At 41.5% G+C, this 18,519-nt stretch carries 16 protein-coding genes; 10 read left to right on the top strand and 6 right to left on the bottom strand.

The genetic code is table 11. The features are described from left to right. Positions 1–54 precede the first annotated feature (54 nt). From ACQK2H_RS16530 to ACQK2H_RS16545, 4 genes are all read right to left on the bottom strand, one after another. Positions 55–990 (bottom strand): IS3 family transposase, encoded by a 936-nt coding sequence (locus ACQK2H_RS16530; RefSeq protein ID WP_425392486.1) that lies wholly within the window; start codon positions 988–990, stop codon positions 55–57. Next, the gene (locus ACQK2H_RS16535; RefSeq protein ID WP_425389432.1) at positions 987–1,361 is read right to left on the bottom strand and encodes a hypothetical protein; all 375 of its coding nucleotides are present in this window, start codon (positions 1,359–1,361) and stop codon (positions 987–989) included. The genes ACQK2H_RS16530 and ACQK2H_RS16535 overlap by 4 nt, the downstream gene beginning before the upstream one ends. A 107-nt stretch (positions 1,362–1,468) precedes the next feature. Further along, complete coding sequence (locus tag ACQK2H_RS16540; RefSeq protein WP_425392487.1) at positions 1,469–3,355, bottom strand: RecQ family ATP-dependent DNA helicase; 1,887 nt, start codon at positions 3,353–3,355, stop codon at positions 1,469–1,471. After that, complete coding sequence (locus ACQK2H_RS16545) at positions 3,352–4,629, bottom strand: MFS transporter (protein ID WP_425392488.1); 1,278 nt, start codon at positions 4,627–4,629, stop codon at positions 3,352–3,354. Before ACQK2H_RS16545 ends, ACQK2H_RS16540 begins: the two co-directional genes overlap by 4 nt. Before the next feature lie 126 nt (positions 4,630–4,755). Between ACQK2H_RS16545 and ACQK2H_RS16550 the strand changes: the two genes are divergently transcribed. The 4 genes from ACQK2H_RS16550 to ACQK2H_RS16565 all read left to right on the top strand — a co-directional run bounded on the left by ACQK2H_RS16550 (position 4,756) and on the right by ACQK2H_RS16565 (position 9,573). After that, the gene (locus tag ACQK2H_RS16550) at positions 4,756–8,025 is read left to right on the top strand and encodes a S41 family peptidase (RefSeq protein WP_425392489.1); all 3,270 of its coding nucleotides are present in this window, start codon (positions 4,756–4,758) and stop codon (positions 8,023–8,025) included. Positions 8,026–8,126: 101 nt separating this feature from the next. Further along, positions 8,127–8,645: a hypothetical protein gene (locus ACQK2H_RS16555; RefSeq protein WP_425392490.1), complete on the top strand. Its 519-nt coding sequence runs from the start codon at positions 8,127–8,129 to the stop codon at positions 8,643–8,645. A 2-nt stretch (positions 8,646–8,647) separates the two neighbouring features. Beyond that, the gene (locus ACQK2H_RS16560; RefSeq protein WP_425392491.1) at positions 8,648–8,854 is read left to right on the top strand and encodes a helix-turn-helix domain-containing protein; all 207 of its coding nucleotides are present in this window, start codon (positions 8,648–8,650) and stop codon (positions 8,852–8,854) included. A gap of 23 nt (positions 8,855–8,877) precedes the next feature. Beyond that, on the top strand, positions 8,878–9,573 hold the full coding sequence (locus tag ACQK2H_RS16565) for a CPBP family intramembrane glutamic endopeptidase (RefSeq protein ID WP_425392492.1): 696 nt from the start codon (positions 8,878–8,880) through the stop codon (positions 9,571–9,573). A gap of 72 nt (positions 9,574–9,645) precedes the next feature. On the opposite strand, the gene ACQK2H_RS16570 is transcribed toward ACQK2H_RS16565, so the two are convergent. Beyond that, positions 9,646–13,089, bottom strand: coding sequence for a pyruvate carboxylase (locus tag ACQK2H_RS16570; RefSeq protein ID WP_425392493.1), 3,444 nt, complete (start codon positions 13,087–13,089; stop codon positions 9,646–9,648). Between the two features lie 91 nt (positions 13,090–13,180). Between ACQK2H_RS16570 and ACQK2H_RS16575 the strand changes: the two genes are divergently transcribed. The 5 genes from ACQK2H_RS16575 to ACQK2H_RS16595 all read left to right on the top strand — a co-directional run bounded on the left by ACQK2H_RS16575 (position 13,181) and on the right by ACQK2H_RS16595 (position 17,371). Beyond that, positions 13,181–13,666: a MarR family winged helix-turn-helix transcriptional regulator gene (locus tag ACQK2H_RS16575; protein ID WP_425392494.1), complete on the top strand. Its 486-nt coding sequence runs from the start codon at positions 13,181–13,183 to the stop codon at positions 13,664–13,666. Next, the gene (locus ACQK2H_RS16580) at positions 13,659–15,098 is read left to right on the top strand and encodes a pyridoxal phosphate-dependent decarboxylase family protein (protein WP_425392495.1); all 1,440 of its coding nucleotides are present in this window, start codon (positions 13,659–13,661) and stop codon (positions 15,096–15,098) included. The genes ACQK2H_RS16575 and ACQK2H_RS16580 overlap by 8 nt, the downstream gene beginning before the upstream one ends. A gap of 175 nt (positions 15,099–15,273) precedes the next feature. After that, positions 15,274–15,846 (top strand): hypothetical protein, encoded by a 573-nt coding sequence (locus ACQK2H_RS16585; protein WP_425392496.1) that lies wholly within the window; start codon positions 15,274–15,276, stop codon positions 15,844–15,846. A gap of 305 nt (positions 15,847–16,151) precedes the next feature. Beyond that, positions 16,152–16,697 carry an REP-associated tyrosine transposase gene (locus tag ACQK2H_RS16590; protein WP_425392497.1) on the top strand — a complete coding sequence of 182 codons (546 nt, stop codon included), beginning with the start codon at positions 16,152–16,154 and terminating at the stop codon, positions 16,695–16,697. Between the two features lie 239 nt (positions 16,698–16,936). Then, positions 16,937–17,371 (top strand): DUF6326 family protein, encoded by a 435-nt coding sequence (locus ACQK2H_RS16595; protein WP_425392498.1) that lies wholly within the window; start codon positions 16,937–16,939, stop codon positions 17,369–17,371. A gap of 84 nt (positions 17,372–17,455) precedes the next feature. On the opposite strand, the gene ACQK2H_RS16600 is transcribed toward ACQK2H_RS16595, so the two are convergent. Next, positions 17,456–17,830 carry a DUF2784 domain-containing protein gene (locus tag ACQK2H_RS16600; RefSeq protein ID WP_425392499.1) on the bottom strand — a complete coding sequence of 125 codons (375 nt, stop codon included), beginning with the start codon at positions 17,828–17,830 and terminating at the stop codon, positions 17,456–17,458. Between the two features lie 127 nt (positions 17,831–17,957). On the opposite strand from ACQK2H_RS16600, the gene ACQK2H_RS16605 reads away from it, so the two are divergent. Then, complete coding sequence (locus tag ACQK2H_RS16605) at positions 17,958–18,359, top strand: DUF6326 family protein (protein WP_425392500.1); 402 nt, start codon at positions 17,958–17,960, stop codon at positions 18,357–18,359. Positions 18,360–18,519: the final 160 nt, after the last annotated feature.

An 18,519-nucleotide genomic window follows, 5' to 3' on the forward strand; every position in this document is an offset into this window, starting at 1 on the left:
CCCCTCAAGGGGACAACTTGTATCGTCCTAAAATAAGTTTACAGTTAAACATAGTTAATCCTGACATATGTTGACAGTTTGATTGTAGTCCTGTTTTATGTTGACAGTTGTATTTTTCCAATAATTCTTCCAGAGAGGTTTGGGCTTACTATTTGTAGAGTGAACCTGATCTGGAGTCTTCATACCACAGCTTAGATGAGGTCTTCCTTGATTGTAGCGGTTCACTACACAGCTTAAAAGTTCTCTGGCTTGAGCCATGTTTTCCATTTCATAATGGTTAAGATATTCTTCTTTGAGTATTCCATTGATTCGTTCAGCAATGGCATTTTCTAATGGATCTCCATTTTCAGTCATGCTGATAAGTATACCTCTAGCGGATAACATGTCCACATATTCTTGACTGCAGTACTGGATTCCTCGATCTGAATGGTGGATTAAGCCTCTTAAAGGTTCAGGTTGGCTTTCGATTGCCATGTGTAATGCTCGCTGGTTATTGATGGCTTCCAGATTATCAGATAACTCATAACCTACTATTTTTCGACTGTAAGCATCGGTGATGAGGCAGATGTAATGGAAGCGATCTCTCCACTTCCAATAGGTAATATCACTGACCCATACCTGATTAACGCTTTGAATATCCAGTCCTTTAATCAAGTTAGGATACTTCCTAAACCAGTGCCTGGAGTTGGTCGTCGATACTCGACGTTTTTTTCGCTTAATCAGCAAGTGATGGCTGGAAAGTAGATCAAAAAAAGCATCTCTGCCTATGCGGATACCTAATCGATCAAAATCCGACTGGAGCATATGAAAGAGCTTCCTACCTCCCAAATGTGGGTGTAATGCCCGTTGCTCTAAAACTAACTGAAGTATCTGCTGGTGAGTGGATTCCAATGATCTGCTTCTTGCCTGGTATTGATAGTAGGATTGCCTACTCATACCAAACAGTCCACAAATACAATCCAGCCCCACTGATGGATAGACTTGTTTCATGATTTTGACTGTTTGGTGGACAACTTTTTTCTGATCTTCAATGAAAACTTCTCCTCGGCTATGTCAATCATCTTTGAATAAGCTTCTGACTTTAGCTCAGCTAACTTCAGCGCTTCTTCTAGTTCCTTAATTCTTGCAGATAAATCTTCAGGATGCTCCTGTTTCTTATTTGGTTTGGACATATAGACACGGGCTTTTAATGGCTCCTTCATCCCAAAACTACGCATCCAGTTGGTGATGGCGCTATGACCTCTAATTCCATACTTGCGCTGAGCTGCTTCCTTACTTAGTTTACCTGATAGTACTTCTTGTATTATTCGTAGTTTCTCTGAATCACTCCGATAAATACGGCTTCCTGTTTTTATTCTCATTTTACACTTAAATTGTGTAAACCTATTTCAGGACAAGACAACTTAGATATAGAATTCTGTGCAACTCCACTTTTGAAGGGGGGTTAGGAGGATGTTTAACTTCCAAACTACAATAAACTAAACCTCCCCCCACTTTCCACTACCTTCTTATCATCAATAAGAATACGCAGCGCTTCCATGATTTGATCTTGAGTATAGCTGGATAGCAATGCTCTTAATTCAGACATATTACGAGGAGACTCCAAGACGTCCTCTACCTTGTCTACAGGGATTTCGCTTGCCTTCAGCTTTTTCTTTTTCTCCAGATCATTGTCGCAAATACCACAAGTAATCGTGGTTTCCTCATCAAAGTAACGTTGGAATATTTGTGTGCGGCATTCTGTTGATTTCACATAATCGATAACTGCGTTTGCTTTCTCCAACGCCAGCTTTCTCCTCCACTCTATTTGTTTATTATCAATAGGCAGCTTCTCCGGATCAAGGCGAGGAGTTAAGAACGTGATCGTAGCTGAATCCATTGCAGGTTGGTAGTCGATCACTTCACTGTCATGCAAAAATTTCAACCACTTCCGTACTTGAACCTTATCTGTTTTAAGCAAAGATCCAATGTCCTTTTCCTTGATTTTTGCATAGCCGGCAAAGACTTCCCCACCGTACAGCCTGAGTAGTGTTTTAATTACAGAATCAAGTTTTGGGTTGGCTATCTGAAATTTATACGTCTCACTTTTATCCAATAAAAATGTGATCTTCGATTGCTCGTAGAACCCTTCAGTCATTTGAATGAGTCCCTCATCTGTTAGCTTTTTTAATGCAGCATAGGTCTCAACAACTGGCAGGTTATACGTATTAATGAATTGCTCATAATTAAAAGGAAAGCTGGATAGCGCATGACTCCCAATCGCCATTTTAAAGAAATTAGCTAGTGCCTGATATGTCCGTTTGATCTGCTCAAGTGTAACCACCGACCTACTTGTCCGTTCCTTCAACTCATCGATATCCTGAACATGGTAAAGTGCTACCGCATACGCTTTTCTTTCATCCCGTCCGGCACGGCCAGCCTCCTGATAGTACGCTTCCAGCGAGTCAGGCAAATCCATGTGTATAACCGTACGGACATTCGGTTTATCAATCCCCATCCCAAATGCATTTGTAGCGACCATCACACGGGTTTTATTATTGATCCAGGCGGTTTGCTTTTCCGATCGATCTAATCCGGTTAGTCCTGCATGATAATAGTCGGCAGAGATTTGATTTCTTCTTAGCATTTCAGCTATCTCTCTGGTTCGTTTTCTACTTCGAACGTATACAACGGCCGAACCAGGTACATTTCCAAGGATTTCGAGCAGCTTTCCTTCTTTATTTTCTAACCGGAAAGCAGAGTACGATAGGTTGGCACGGGCAAAGCTCTTTTGAAAAACCTGTGGGTCTTTCATCCCCAGTTTATCAATGATATCTTCCTTTACCTCTTTGGTGGCAGTGGCCGTTAATGCAATCATTCGATCAATGGAAACGGACTCAATAAATTCTGAGATTTGCATGTACGGTGGACGAAAATCATACCCCCACTGTGAGATACAATGCGCCTCATCTATTGCTAAAAGACAAATGTTCATTTGTACGGCTCGTTCCAGGAATATCTCCGTTTTTAAACGCTCCGGTGATACATATAAGAATTTAAAATTTCCATAGATGCAATTATCGAGCGTTATGTCAATTTCTCTTCGACTCATTCCTGAGTAAATAGCCGCTGACTTAATGCCTCTCCTTTGCAGCTGATCAACCTGGTCTTTCATTAGAGAAATCAAGGGAGAAACCACAATACAAATCCCATCCATAGCCATAGCAGGCACCTGAAAACAGACCGATTTTCCTCCTCCTGTTGGAAGTAGCGCGAGCGTATCTTTCCCATCCAGCACAGACTGAATGATATCCTCTTGTAAAGGGCGAAAGGAATCATACCTCCAGTATTGTTTTAGGATCTCAGATGGATTCATTTGGCTAAGTTATCAGCCTTTTTGCATGCTTCATCACTTGGTGCCAATTTATGATACCTCCAGGCGCAAAAAGTGCCCAATGCTGAAAAAGCAGCCAGAAGCAAAAACACATGTTGATGCCCAAGCTCACCGGGATTCGTATCCAGAAGGAATCCTATAATAACCCCTGCAAAAACATCCGGTGTAAACCCTACAACTGAAACCACCCCCACTGCAGTGCCAGTAAGGTATAATGGTATCCTTCCTTCCCTCATCACCGCAAAATAAAGTGCGCGTGCCGCATACACCCCTCCGGAAATAGTGAAGATTGAAACAAGAAAAACAGGCAATAATTCAAAGCCAAAACCGCTAACAAACCATAGTGATCCAACAAACATGATCGCAAAACTTATAAAGAGCCAAAGAGTGGTTTTTGAACGATCGGCGGCAAAGCCTATTAAAACACCTGCCAAGGGCCTCATGAATAACAAGAACGTACCAATATGGGCTGAATTAATTTCATCATAATGTAACACTTCCCTTGCATACAGAGATACCACATCAGTGGTTTTATACCCCATATACGCACATAAAATAATCACCATCAACAGCCAAACCGCAGGTAATTTGATCACTTCCTTTACTTGTTTGACGGAGAGATGATCTACTTTTTCGGAAGGTGCTTCTTCCGATTTGAGAAAAAGCCAAACCAATATTCCTATAACCGCAATGGAGACTGTAGAACCATATATGGCCCACTTAAAGGCCTCTCTTCGTTCTTCCAAATTAATGTCAACATTCTCTAGTAAAGAGTTTGCAAAAAGAGCTACTGCAAAAACTCCAAATAAAGCGCCTACAAGTCCTCTCCCGCCATCTAATATGCCAAAGGCTTTTCCTTGATCTGATGCCCCTCCCCAAATACGAGTAGCCTTGATCATAGGAGACCAAAAAAGTAAAATCGTGGTAAACCCCCAATAACCATACAGCAGTTGAAGCATGTAAAAACCAGGATATAATGCATATATGAATCCACCTAAAGCGGTTGTCCAGAGTGACCAGGCAATTAATTTTCTTGGCTCGAATCGATCGGCTATGGGCCCGCCAACAAAATAGGAAAGCATTGCAGTTATCCCATAAAATGTAAAGCAAAGACCTAGTTGCGTGTTACTTATTTCGAATACTTCAAGTACCGTTGAACGAAATACCCGCTGTAGCACGAATGGCAAGACAAATATTGCTTCCCCTGACAGGATGAGCAACACAAGATAGATCCAATTGGCTTTAGATTTTTGCACGATGGAATTTATTGAAATTCTTTGAGGTCACTACCGCTCATCACTTGTGATTTCCTAAAGAGCGTTAAAAATTAAAATGTAATCCAAAAGAGAATTAGATTTATTAGTACAACAATACCTAAAACTATGTTTCCCAATTCGTTACGTTTTCTTGGAGCACTATTTTGCGTGCTTTTGCTTTCATTGACAACTGTCAGGAGTCAGGGCTTTGAGGGCTATTATCAAAATCCAGACATCCATAATGATATCATCATATTTTGTGCTGAGGGCGATCTTTGGTCAGTTTCCCTCACCGGCGGTTTAGCAAAAAGATTGACTACACACGCCGAAGAAGAACGATTTCCTGCTATATCTCCGGATGGAAAAACAATAATGTATTCAGCAAGCTATGAAGGTCCGACCGAAGTATATACCATGCCGATAAATGGTGGGTTAACTACCCGATGGACGTATGAAAGTGAACCATCAACCGCAACCACATGGACGCCTGATGGGAATATTGTATATGCCACATGGGCATACAATAAAAAGCCGGATGATCGATTGGTAACAATTGATACGAAAACAAAGGTGAAAACAGTCATTCCCCTTGATCAGGCGAGTGAAGCTTCGTTTAGTGAAGATGGACAAACGGTATACTTTGTTAGACCCGCCGATCACAACAACGTTACAAAACGTTACAAAGGAGGAACTGCTCGTCAAATCTGGAAATTTACCTTCGGTTCAGAAGAAGCCATCAAACTTACAACGGATTATGAAGGCGAAAGCCACCACCCTATGTGGCACGATGGAAGAATATATTTCTTATCTGATAGAGATGGGATCATGAATGTATGGTCGATGGATGAAAATGGAGGGGACAAAAAGCAACATACCACTCATGAGAACTTTGATGTCCGCTCTGCGAATGTTTCGAATGGTATGATTGTGTATCAGGTTGGTGCTGACCTATGGAAATACTCTATTGAGACAGATGCTTCTGAAAAAATAGCCATCACACTTGCTTCAGATTTGGATCAGTTAAGAGAGAAATGGGAAGACAATCCTTCACAATACATCACTTCCGTCAATCCTAATAATGATGGATCAAAAATTGCGATTACTGCAAGAGGTAGGGTTTTTGTTGTTCCTACCAAAGCTGGCAGGACAGTCTCATTTACAGAAAAAGACAATGTCAGGTATCGGGATGCAGCATTCACATCGGATGGAAAATCAATCATTGCACTTTCAGATGAAACCGGAGAGTTTGAATTTGTGAAAATGCCTGCTGATGGATTAGGAACAGAAACTACCATAACCAATGATGGCAACTTATTAAGATATGCAGGCATTCCATCTCCAGACGACAAATGGATCGCATACGATGACCTGGAAAGTAACATGTATGTGTTGAATGTCTCAACCGGAGAAAGCACAAAAATTTCTACTAATCAGGAAGGCATCTGGGACTTTTCATGGTCCCCTGATAGTCAGTGGTTGGCTTATGTGCAGGCTGCAAAAAACAGTATGGCTCAGATTTGGGTATACAATGTAAATACCAAGCAGCAATTTGAGCTAACGACTGATCGAGCCAATAGCTTTAACCCACGATGGAGCCCGGATGGAAAGTTTATTTACTTCATCTCTGACCGAAATTTTACCACTCTAGTAGGCAGCCCCTGGGGTACGAGACAACCAGAGCCTTATTTCGATGTAAGTGAAAAAATCTACCATATTCCGCTCCAAAAAGGCAATCGATCACCATTTAGGCCAGTAGATGAACTTTATTCCGGTGATGATGAGAAGAAAGAAGATGGAGACAAAAAGAAAAAGGGTGATGAAGAAGATTCGGGTGTAAATGTTGCGATTGATCAAAATGGCATTCAGGAAAGACTAATAGAAGTTCCAGTTAAACCTGGCAATTACTTTGGATTAGAAGTGAATGATAAAGCGCTGTATGTAGTCTCCAGAGAAACAGGCGTAGACGCAAAAAGTCATTTGGCAGTCGTCAAAATCACTAATGAGGATCCTGAAGTGAAAACCATGGTCAGCGATGTAAATCGATTTGATATGACTGCTGATGGTAAAAAACTCATGGTCGCGAAGCAACGAAATTTCTACATCGTAGATGCAGGAACTGGTCCAATTAGTGATCTAAGTGACGGAAAAGTAGATTTAAGCGGCTGGAAATTCCCTATTGATCCTCGAAAAGAATGGAAGCAAATGTTTACGGATGCCTGGCGAATGGAAAGAGACTATTTCTATGACAAAAACATGCACGGTGTGGATTGGGATGCAATGCATGCTAAGTACTTACCCCTTGTGGATCGGGTGACCACTCGAAACGAACTTTCTGATCTGATTGGTCGATTTGTTGGTGAATTATCTGCTTTACATACCAGTGTAAGAGGTGGTGACACCAGAAGTGATGAAAAAAACATCCCGGTTGCCAACCTTGGGGGTGTCTTTACCCGAGATGAAGGAGCTGGAGGTTTCCGTATCGATTATATCTACAAGGCAGACCCGGACTATCCCGATGAAAAATCGCCCCTGGATGATCCATACCTTGATGTGAAAGCGGGTGATATCATTACAAGTGTGAATGGTAGAGCTGCGCTTTCAGCAAATGATATAGGCGAGCTGATTCGAGATCAGGTAGGAAAGCAGGTAAGATTGGCGATCAAACGTGGTTCCAGTGTTCGGGACATCATCGTCAAACCAATTGGAAGTGCATTCAACCTAAGGTATCGTGATTGGGAATACGGCAATCGTAAATATGTAGATCAACAATCGGATAAAACCATCGGATACTTACACTTGCGGGCGATGGGTAGCAGAGATATCAATCAATTTTATCGAGAGTTCTACCCTGTTTTTAACCGTCAGGGTCTCATTGTAGATGTTCGCTACAACTGGGGTGGAAATATTGACAGTTTCATATTAGAAAAGCTATTGCGAAAAGCATGGATGTATTGGCAGGCACGTTCCGGAGAACCATACTGGAACATGCCATACGCTTTCAGGGGACACATCGCTGTGTTAGTAAATGAAAACACCTATTCAGACGGTGAGGCTTTCGCCGACGGTTTTAGAGAATTAGACTTAGGAACTACGATTGGCACGCGTACCTGGGGTGGTGAGATATGGCTTCATAGTGGCAATCGCTTGAGTGATGGAGGCCTGGCACGTGCACCCATGTTTGGCGTTTATGCCGATGGTGAATGGCGCATTGAAGGCAGAGGATTTGAGCCGGATATTGAGATTGACAATCTACCTCATGCCACTTTTAAAGGAAAGGACGCACAACTGGATAAAGCGATCGAACACTTAAAACAGAAGATTAAAGAAGACCCACGTCCGGTACCTCCGCCACCTCCATACCCGGACAAATCGTTTAAAAACAATAAGAAAAACTAGCTCTTAAGCCTCACAATCATGTGAGGCTTTTTTTATTGTTAATAATTTATTAATTATTGTTTTTAAATAATTATTTATATAATTGCATAAATTAATTACTTATGAATAACAATATTTTAAAATTATCCCTAGTGACCGTTCGGGTGCTACGTGTGATATTCTTTGTATTAGCCATACTTCTTTGCTTCTTTTTTATAAGTCACCTTTTAGGAATACCATTAGGTATCCAATATATCTGGACCGATAGTGGTTTATCATTTAATAAAGAGGGTGAAGGCATTGAGCAAAGTTTCTTGCATCTTACATTCTCTTTCGCCAAGAATCTCATTCAGATTTTAATCACCCTATTGCTTCTCTCCAGAGCAATTAAAATCATCGAGTCAATCAAACACCTGAAAGCATTTGTCTCTGAAAATATCCTCCATTTCAAGAAAATGGGTGCTTTTTTTATCATGCTTTTCCTTGTTGACCTCATATCATTACTTCCGGCTAATTCAGGAACCATGGTGCATTTGGAAGCAAAATTGCTCTACCCTATTTGTGCATTGGTGTGCTTTCTTTTAAGTGAGATATTTACTGAGGGTAATCGTTTGTATGAAGAAAACGAACTGACTGTTTAATTATGCCAATCATAGTAAACCTTGATGTTGTCATGGCACAACGGAAGATCCGATCAAAAGATCTGGCCCACCAACTTGGAATAACTGAAGCTAATCTGTCTATCTTGAAAACAGGCAAAGCAAAAGCGATGCGTTTTACCACACTGGAAGCACTATGTGAGGCACTTGAATGCCAACCGGGAGATCTTTTGGAGTATACCAAATCCTAACCAGAACTAATTTTCATAATAAGTTGAATACAAAAAGAAAGAACTCCCTGGCTAATCCGGCAAGCCAGATTAAACCCTTACAGGCATTGATCGATCTGGTGATTTTCCTCGCCGCAATGTTTCTCATTAGAGAAGTGCATATCGAACAAATAGGATTTTGGGGCAATGCTTTGCTAAGATCCATATCTACCGTAGGAGTAGCAACTCTACTACTTTACTATAGAAAGCAATCCTGGAGAGATATAGGGCTTATTAAACCGTACAATATCTGGAAGATGTTGGGTATTGCGGGAATCACATTTATTTCAACAATAGTATGTATCATCGTTTATAAAATGATCTCGCCTTCCCCAGAAGAAGCGACTGAAGTAGTAGAAGAAATAACTAAAGTGGTTAAGAAAAGTCTACCCTATCAAATCTCTATTGTATTTTTCATTTGGCTGGAATCTCTTTTGGAGGAACTGCAGGACCGTGGTTTTTCACTTATTCGATTTGAATCCTTATTCGGAAATAAACTCATTTCGACGATTTTGGCTGTACTTTTCCAAGCTATCATTTTTGGGTTTAGACACAGTTATGATTTGTCTGATCGCTCCATTACCACAGGACTTATTGGTTTGGTTTTTGGGATCGTATATGTCTTATCCGGCAGGAACTTATGGCCGCTCATCATTGCTCATATTATTTTGAATAGTATGTCGCTTCAGAATCACCTGTAAATGAGGACTCGTCGTGACCCACCCCTACCCCTCCCAGGAGGGGATTAAGACGTAGATTGATGATGAAAGATTCTACCCCATCTCCACCACCAAATCATCCTGCTCTACCAGCTCCCCGGCACCAAGGTGTATTTTCTTAACTGTTCCGGAAACTGATGAAGAAACGGTTGTTTCCATCTTCATGGCCTCAATCACAAACAACACATCGTCTTTCTTCACCTTATCTCCTTCTTTCACTTTCACCTCAGCGATCTTGCCCTGAAGTGGTGAACCAATTTCATTATCAGCTTCCGCTTTTCTGTTCGATACTTTCTGAACAGCCACATTCTTATCCCGGATATCAATTTTCCTGGTTTGACCATTCAGTTTAAAGGAAACCGTACGCATGCCCTCCTCATCCGGCTCAGTGATATATCCCATCTCAATGATGATATTCTTCCCTTTGGCAATTTCCACAATCACCTCCTCGCCCCGTTTCATTCCGTAGAAGAAAACCGGAGTAGGGAGATTCGTTACCTCATCATAATCCTGAACATGCTGGTAATACTCTTTGAACACTTTAGGATACAGCTTGTATGATAGGAAATCATCGAAATCCGTCAATGGAAACTCTTTCTGAAAGGCAGCAAATTCCTTATCAAAATCCACCGGCTCCATGTTGTCATTCGCTCGTCCTTTGAGTGGTTTTTGATTTTTCAGGATCAGTTTGCTGATTTCAGCCGGGAATCCACCAGGTGGCTGACCCAGGTCTCCTTTGAAGAAGCCAATCACAGATTCCGGAAACGATAGTGACTCCCCTTTCTCAAATATATCTTCTGCAGACAGGTCATTGGCGGTCATAAACATGGCCATATCCCCTACTACCTTGGAAGAAGGTGTCACCTTCACAATATCTCCGAAGAGGTCGTTGACAATCGCATAGTTCCTTTTGATGGTTTCGAACTTATGCTCCAAACCTAATGCAATCGCCTGAGGCCTCAGGTTTGAGTACTGTCCCCCAGGAATTTCATGCTCATAGACTTCTGCTGTTCCTGCTTTTAGCCCCGATTCAAATGGATAATAGAATTCACGTACATCCTCGAAATAGGTAGAATGTTCATTCAATGATTTGAGATTCATTTCCCTGCCACGCTCATGATACTTCATTGATGCAACCAATGAATTGAAGTTGGGCTGAGAGGTCAATCCTGACATGGAAGCAAGCGAAACATCCACAATATCAACCCCTGATTCTATGGCTTTCAGGTACATGGCAGCCTGCATGGATGAGGTATCGTGCGTATGCAGGTGGATCGGCAAGTCCACCGCTTTCTTCAATTCAGATACCAGCAATTGTGCACTGTATGGCTTCAATAGTCCGGCCATGTCTTTGATGGCAAGCATGTGAGCTCCTTCATCCTCGAGCTGACGTGCCATATCTAGATAGTACTGAAGGGTGTATTTCTTTTGATCATCATCCTGCAACTCTCCGGTGTAGCAAATGCACGCCTCGGCAAGTGACTCTGTTCGTTCCCTTACCGCCTTGATACTCACCTTCATATTTTCGATCCAGTTGAGCGAATCGAAAATTCGAAAGATGTCCATCCCATTTTCGGCCGTACGTTCAATGAACCGTTCGATCAGGTTATCAGGGTAAGCCGTGTATCCTACGCCATTGGATCCTCGTAGCAGCATCTGGAATAAGATATTCGGTGCTGCCTCGCGCATGAGTTGCAGTCGTTTCCATGGACTCTCTTTCAGGAATCGCATAGAAACATCGAAGGTGGCTCCTCCCCACATTTCCATGGAGAACACTTCAGGGTTTTGCTGAGCATAACTCCGGGTCACCTTGAGCATGTCTTCCGTACGGAATCTTGTAGCCAGCAATGATTGATGTGCATCGCGCCAGGTAGTGTCGGTGAAATGTACCTTTGGATCATCCTTGATAGTCTGGACAAACTTCTCTCGTCCTAGCTTTTTCAACAGATCTCTTGAACCCTCAGGGACTGATCCATCTTTTTGATAATGAGGGAGCTTCGGTGTTCTGAAAGTTTTATTCGGATCAAATGACTTTACATCAGGACTTCCATTGACCGAAATCTCTCCGATATAATTGAGTGTCTTCGTGCCTCTGTCGAAACTCTTCTTGATCTTGAACAGATCGGGGTGGCTATCAATGAAATTCACAGTGGCCTTACCATTGAAAAAATCCTCTGTGTAGATCACATTCTCCAGAAACCCGATGTTGGTCTTAACGCCTCGTACCCTAAACTCTCTGAGCGCTCTGTGTAGTCGTTGTGCAGCTCCTTTGAGTGTTCGGCCTTTAGCCGTTACTTTCACCAACAGTGAATCAAAGAATGGCGAAATTTTTACGCCATTGTACACATTGCCCGCATCCAGACGAATACCAAATCCACCGGCACTTCGGTAGGCGATGATGGTTCCATAATCCGGCTTGAAGCCATTTTCAGGATCTTCTGTAGTGACGCGACATTGAACCGCGTATCCCCTTACCTGAATATCATCCTGGGACTGTATGAAAATCTGCGGATGTGAAAGCTTACATCCAGCCGCAATTAATATCTGTGTACGAACGATATCAATGCCAGTGACTTCTTCCGTAATGGTGTGCTCTACCTGCACCCGTGGATTCACTTCAATGAAATAGATGTTCTCATTCGGATCTACGAGAAATTCTACTGTACCTGCGTTGTTGTAGTTTACTTGTTTAGCAATGCGCAAGGCATATTCGTAAAGCTTTTCGCGGGTTTCATCTTTCAGCCCAACACTCGGTGCTACTTCCACTACCTTTTGAAACCTTCGTTGAACAGAACAGTCACGCTCATACAAATGAACAATGTTGCCTGCACCATCCGCCAGGATTTGCACTTCGATGTGCTTTGGGTTCTCCACATATTTTTCCAGGAAAATCGTGTCGTCTCCAAATGCCTTTCCGGCTTCTGATTTCGCCTCATTGAATGATTTGATGAGTGTCTGCTCATCCCTGACCACACGCATTCCTCTACCCCCACCTCCGGCTGAGGCCTTTAAAATCACCGGATAACCGATTCGCTTCGCTTCGCTTTTGGCTATCTCGTCATTTTCTAAAACTTTCTGATTGTCTTCGATAACAGGAACCTTTGCAACTCTGGCTACTTTCTTGGCCATCACCTTGTCTCCCAACTGTGACATCACTGCCGGCTCAGGACCGATGAAGGTAATGCCCTCTTCCTTACATCGTGTGGCGAATGTTACGTTCTCCGAAAGAAATCCATAGCCCGGATGGATCGCATCCACTTCATTTTGCTTGGCAACAGAAATAATTTCCTCAATGTCCAAATAAGGCTTCAAGGGCTCATCATCCGTTCCAATCTGATATGCTTCGTCTGCTTTATAGCGATGCAGTGAATAGCGATCCTCAAAAGTGTAAACCGCTACTGATCGTATGTGTAGCTCCGATATAGCACGTAGTACACGGATGGCTATTTCGCCTCGATTGGCGACCATTATTTTCTTGAAGAACTTCTGATTTTCCATGCGATGAAATTAACCAATCATAAAGACTTTCCATAAACTATGTAGCGCACTACGTTTATTTATTTATATTTACGTAGTTGACTACATGAATATGAAATACGATTTTGTAAATGAATTAGGGTACCTGGGGCTTGCCGTAAGGTTGAAACGATTAAGTGAAGCCATGGTCCATAGTGGCCGGCAGATGTACAAAGAGCTGGGATTGGATATTGAACCCAATTGGTTCCTCATTTTCAAGCTTTTGAAAAAGTACGAACAGCTTTCAGTAACTGAAATGGCAACTAAACTCCACTTTTCTCATCCCTCTATCATCACAATAGTTGGTAAAATGGAAAAGGCCGGCTACCTCAATTCCACCATTGATAAGTCTGATTCCCGAAAAAAGCATTTTTTCTTATCTGCGAAAGCTGAAGAAAACCTGCCACGATTTGAAGAAATATGGGAAGCCGGGACCGAAGGTGTGAAAAAGCTCTTTCCCCACGATAGCAATTTCCTGGACCTGCTGGAAGCACTGGAGGTTCAATACAGTCAACAAGATTTTAAAGAACGAACCCTAAACGAATTAGGCAATGAATAACACACTCGATTTCTCACCGGAGCAATTCCAGAAGCTCCTCAATAAAACCTCTGATCTGGTTATCCATCAGCTTTCCGATTTAGAAAGTAAGAAAGCCTACCATTACCATCCTCAAAAAGAAGTTGAGAGCTGGTTTGATGAACCCCTACCCAAAGAAGGGATGAACCCTGAAAAGGTGGTTGATCTGTTCAAGGAACTGGTAATGGATACCGCAACCAACAATGTGGGTCCGTACATGTTCGCCTATGTGATGGCAGGTGGTTCGCAGATGTCACTGCTTGCAGAGAAACTGACAGCTACCATCAATCAGAACGTTGGGAAGTGGCACTTGGGGCCTGCTGCCAGCGAAATTGAAAAGCGAGTGATTCAATGGGCAGGCGAATTAACCACTTTTGGTAAAAACTGTGGGGGCGTAATGGTCAGTGGTGGTTCTGCCGCAAACCTGGCCGGACTGACAGTTGCCAGAAACATCTTCTTTGAAAAAGAAAATATTCGAGAAAAAGGACTTTTCGGTATGAAGCCTTTTACGGTTTATGCATCCACGGAAGTGCATGGATGTGTGGATAAAAGCCTTATGGAGCTGGGTATTGGCACCAACCAACTTCGGAAAATTGAAGTCAATAATGACTTTACCATCAATCTGGAAGCTTTGAAAGCTGCCATAGAAAAAGATAAATCTGCAGGCTTCACTCCTTTCTGTGTGGTGGGCAATTCAGGAACTGTGAATACCGGAGCAATTGATGATCTGACTGCTTTGGCTTCCATCGCGAGAGAACATAACATGTGGTTTCACATTGATGGAGCCTATGGAGGATTGCCGGCCTGTTTGGATTCCATTCAGGATGAGTACAAAGGTATTGAGCTGGCCGACTCGCTGGCATTAGATTTTCATAAATGGATGTACCAGACCTTTGAAGCGGGTTGTTTACTGGTGAAGGATTTTAGCCTACTTCAACGAACCTACCATAAACAGGCCAGCTACCTGGATACAAGTCTGGAAGAGCAAGGACGTACCAACTTCAACGAGCATTATTTTCAGTTGACGAGAAATGCGAAAGCCATCAAGGTGTGGATGAGCCTAAAGACCTACGGTATGCAAAAGCTAAAGGCAATGATTCAGAAGGATATAGATCTGGCACATTATCTGGGTGATCAGATAGACAAAGCAGATGACTTTGAATTAAAAACCACTTCTCATCTGGCAGTCACTTGTTTCCGATATACAAATGGACTAACGGATGAGAAAGCCATTGACGAACTGAACAGAAAGCTAATCCCGGCCTTAGAAAAAGATGGACGAGTATTTATCACAGGCACTACCCTGCACAATCAATTTGTGATTCGTGCCTGTCTGATCAATCATCGGATGCATGAGGGAACTGTTGATTACCTGCTGAAGGTGGTGAGGGAAGTGCGTGCAAGTTTGATTTAGCATTATAACCGTATTTATATGAATATATCCATTTATAAATACGACTATTATTGAAAATGATTATTGATTGGCTGCTGAATTAAGATATTCTGGTGCCTTAAACAAACTCAAAACGGTATATTTGAAAGGTAAATAACAGGAATAGTCATGTTATAATGTTGTTATCTACAATTAAATGCTCCTGATCAATTTTTTCCTCTTGCTGAACGGACTAACTATCTCTGATACTGTCGATGTTCAGATCATTTCAGCATGCGAACTTGAAATATCTGAAGAGCTAAGCCAGGAAGCTGAATTGTATTTTAATCACTATGATTCAATAATCAACCTTGCGAAACAAACTGGTAAAAAAGATTCTGTGGATCGTGTCGGGAACAGTTTGACAGAAATTCTAGATCACTTAACATTTCCAAACATTTTAACCTTTGAAATTGCCGCCAAACTTCAATTTCATCTTAGTAATTATGATGAACAATATAACATTGAATTGATCAGCTGTGAACAGATGGAAAAATTAAAGAATCTGGATTATCAGATACTTTTGGATCAAGTATCATATTTCCAACTAAATGAAACCAGTTCGCTAACAGCTAAGATTAAACTCACAAACCTTAAAACTGGTCAAATAAAATTTGATGACTTCATTACTGTCAACTCATCAGATGAACACTTTAAATCTGATGGAATAAGTATTATTCATTCTCTGAACATTGAACTTGCAAACCGCATAGTCTATGGCCTATTGTGAATAAAGTAGTTAACACTAGCGCGAATATGCCTGTGTGCTGTCTGGCAGATTCAGTGCAACTTGACCGCTTCACCGCCCATTCTGCTACTTTCATTTCTCCTCCCTCCTTTTCGTCTTTCTGGATTTAGACTTGAGGAACGCAGTGCTTCGTAGATGCCGTTGCAGGGGTTGGGCAGTTTCGCTAGTTTAGTGCCCAAACTAAGCGTAGCTTATTTAAAAAATGGAACACTAGGCATAGCTTGTAGCTATGCCTTATTTATTTTGTTGCTTTCATAGCAACAACCATAGAACCAATCACAAATTTCATGGCAGATAGTTATCAAATCAAAGATCAGGGAGGCACTTACTTCCTAACCTGTCAAGTCGTCGGCTGGGTAGATGTTTTCAGTAGACAAGCCTATCGGGATATTATCATTGACAGTTTGAAATATTGTATAGTAGAAAAAGATTTGATCGTATATGCCTATGTAATAATGACCAATCACGTTCATTTGATTGTACGATCGAATTCGGAAAGGCTTTCAGATACCATTAGAGATTTCAAACGATTCACTTCAAATCAGATCCTTAAAAATATAGATGCTAACCAATCAGAAAGTAGAAAAGATTGGATGAACGTCGTTTTTGAATATCATGCCAGATTCAATAAACGTGTAAAGGAGAAGCAATTCTGGACGCATGAAAACCATGCTGTTGAATTGACTAGCAATGAAATGATAGACAGTAAGTTGAATTACATTCATGAAAATCCAGTAAGAGCCGCTTGGGTTGAAAATGCAGAGGACTACTTGTATAGCAGTGCAAGAAGCTACGCAGGATTGAATAATCTATTAGAAATAGAATTGATATGAAAAGCGTAGGTACAACCTACGCTCAGGTTGGGGCTTGCTCAATGTAAATGTCATCTCGACCAAAGGGAGAGATATTTACTTTGGAGGTAAAGATTTCTCACGTGCGTTCGAAATGACATCTAGTTTATTCTCCCTCCGTGGTTTATATCCTAACTGATTGAAAAATAGCGGATTGTAAAGACATCATTCACTAACTGTAACAAAACCAATCTTGAACCGTCATTTAAAAAACTAAAAAAATGAACGCTGAAGAAGTAATTAACGATAGAAAAGTCATTTTATCCACGCTATGGATCTTCGTTACCTTAAACTACCTGTATTGTGATGTTTTATCTCTGATGTCAGCCGAAATGTTAAGTGCATTACTAACCGGTACAATCGCCGGCATTAACATGAATGAAACAACATTATTAGCAGCTGGTGTAATCATGGAAATTTCAATTGCTATGGTTTTGCTTTCAAGAGTGTTGAAATACAAAATAAATCGTCTGGCAAATATTATTGCAGGTTTTATCAAAACGCTGATAATGGTTGGGACACTGCTTATGGGAGGAGCTAGTTATCATTACATGTTTTTTGCGGCTATTGAGATAGCTACTACAATCTTCATTGTTTGGTATACCTGGACATGGATTCAACCTGAAAAGCAGATTGAAGTCGTAAAATCAAATTGAGTGATTCTGACTCTGCTGGTGTCCTCAAGGCTGATCACATCCCCCTTCATCCCCGAAACGTCGGACCGCCTTCAAAGGGGAGATTCAATTCTTAGAAAACCGCGAACGAAGATTAACATACCCCGCACACAAAACACTAAGTATCAATCCTACAGCTGTACCAACATCAACAAGTTTCCGGTTAAGATCCATGCCGGTGATTTCCTCCAACATGTATTCAATGAATGAGCTGGGAATATTTCTCGCTCCCAGCTCCCGTTTAATATCCCAATGCCAATCAGTGAGTGGGCAGTAGCCAATCACACCTTTATACCACCCTATTCCTAACCAGGCGATTAGGATTAGTCCAATCGCTATGATGTGCACTTTGCGGGTAGATTTGAACATCCATCCTATAAGAACAAAGAGCACAAATGCACTATGAAAGAGCGTCAAAAAATGGTCTAAGAAAACGTTCACGTTTTACTACGTACTAAGATGGTGCCAGAAATGCTTTCTCATAAAATGTAAGATAATTGCATTGAAAAGAGCAACCATTTCACCGATATCATCATCAACCTGAAAATAATCGTAATAACCTACCCAAATGCTAGACAATCCAAAAATCAATATTAAAATCAAACTATCCGCCTTGTGGGCCTCATTGGTATTCTGCTTTCTGTACGGAGACTATTTCGAGTTATACACTCCGGGTAAGGTAGAAAGCCTTCTGACAGGAGATAACGTTTTAGACAGTCCATCGAAACTACTTATTGCATCTGTCATCTTAGTTATTCCCTCATTAATGGTAGCTTTATCTGTTTTGCTTAATCCCAAACTGAACAGGATCCTCAATATCTCTTTCGGCATGCTATTTACACTGATGATGCTATTGATTGGAATCAACTCGATGACTCCCTGGTATTCATTTTATGTGTTCCTTGCTTTTCTGGAAAGTCTGATAACCATTTATATTATATATCTGTCCTGGAAGTGGCCAAAGGTTTGACTTGATAGTGCATTACTAATTACCCTTTTTTTATCCAAAGGAACTGAAATCCCTAAACTGCTATGTGAAAACACAAAATTGGGTGATTGGTATCACATCCCCCTCCTCCCCCATACTCTCTCACACCCCTCCGAAACGTCGGACCGCCTTCAAAGGGGGA

It is taken from the genome of Ekhidna sp., from assembly GCF_965228795.1.
In the GTDB taxonomy this organism is placed as follows: Bacteria; Bacteroidota; Bacteroidia; order Cytophagales; family Cyclobacteriaceae; genus Ekhidna.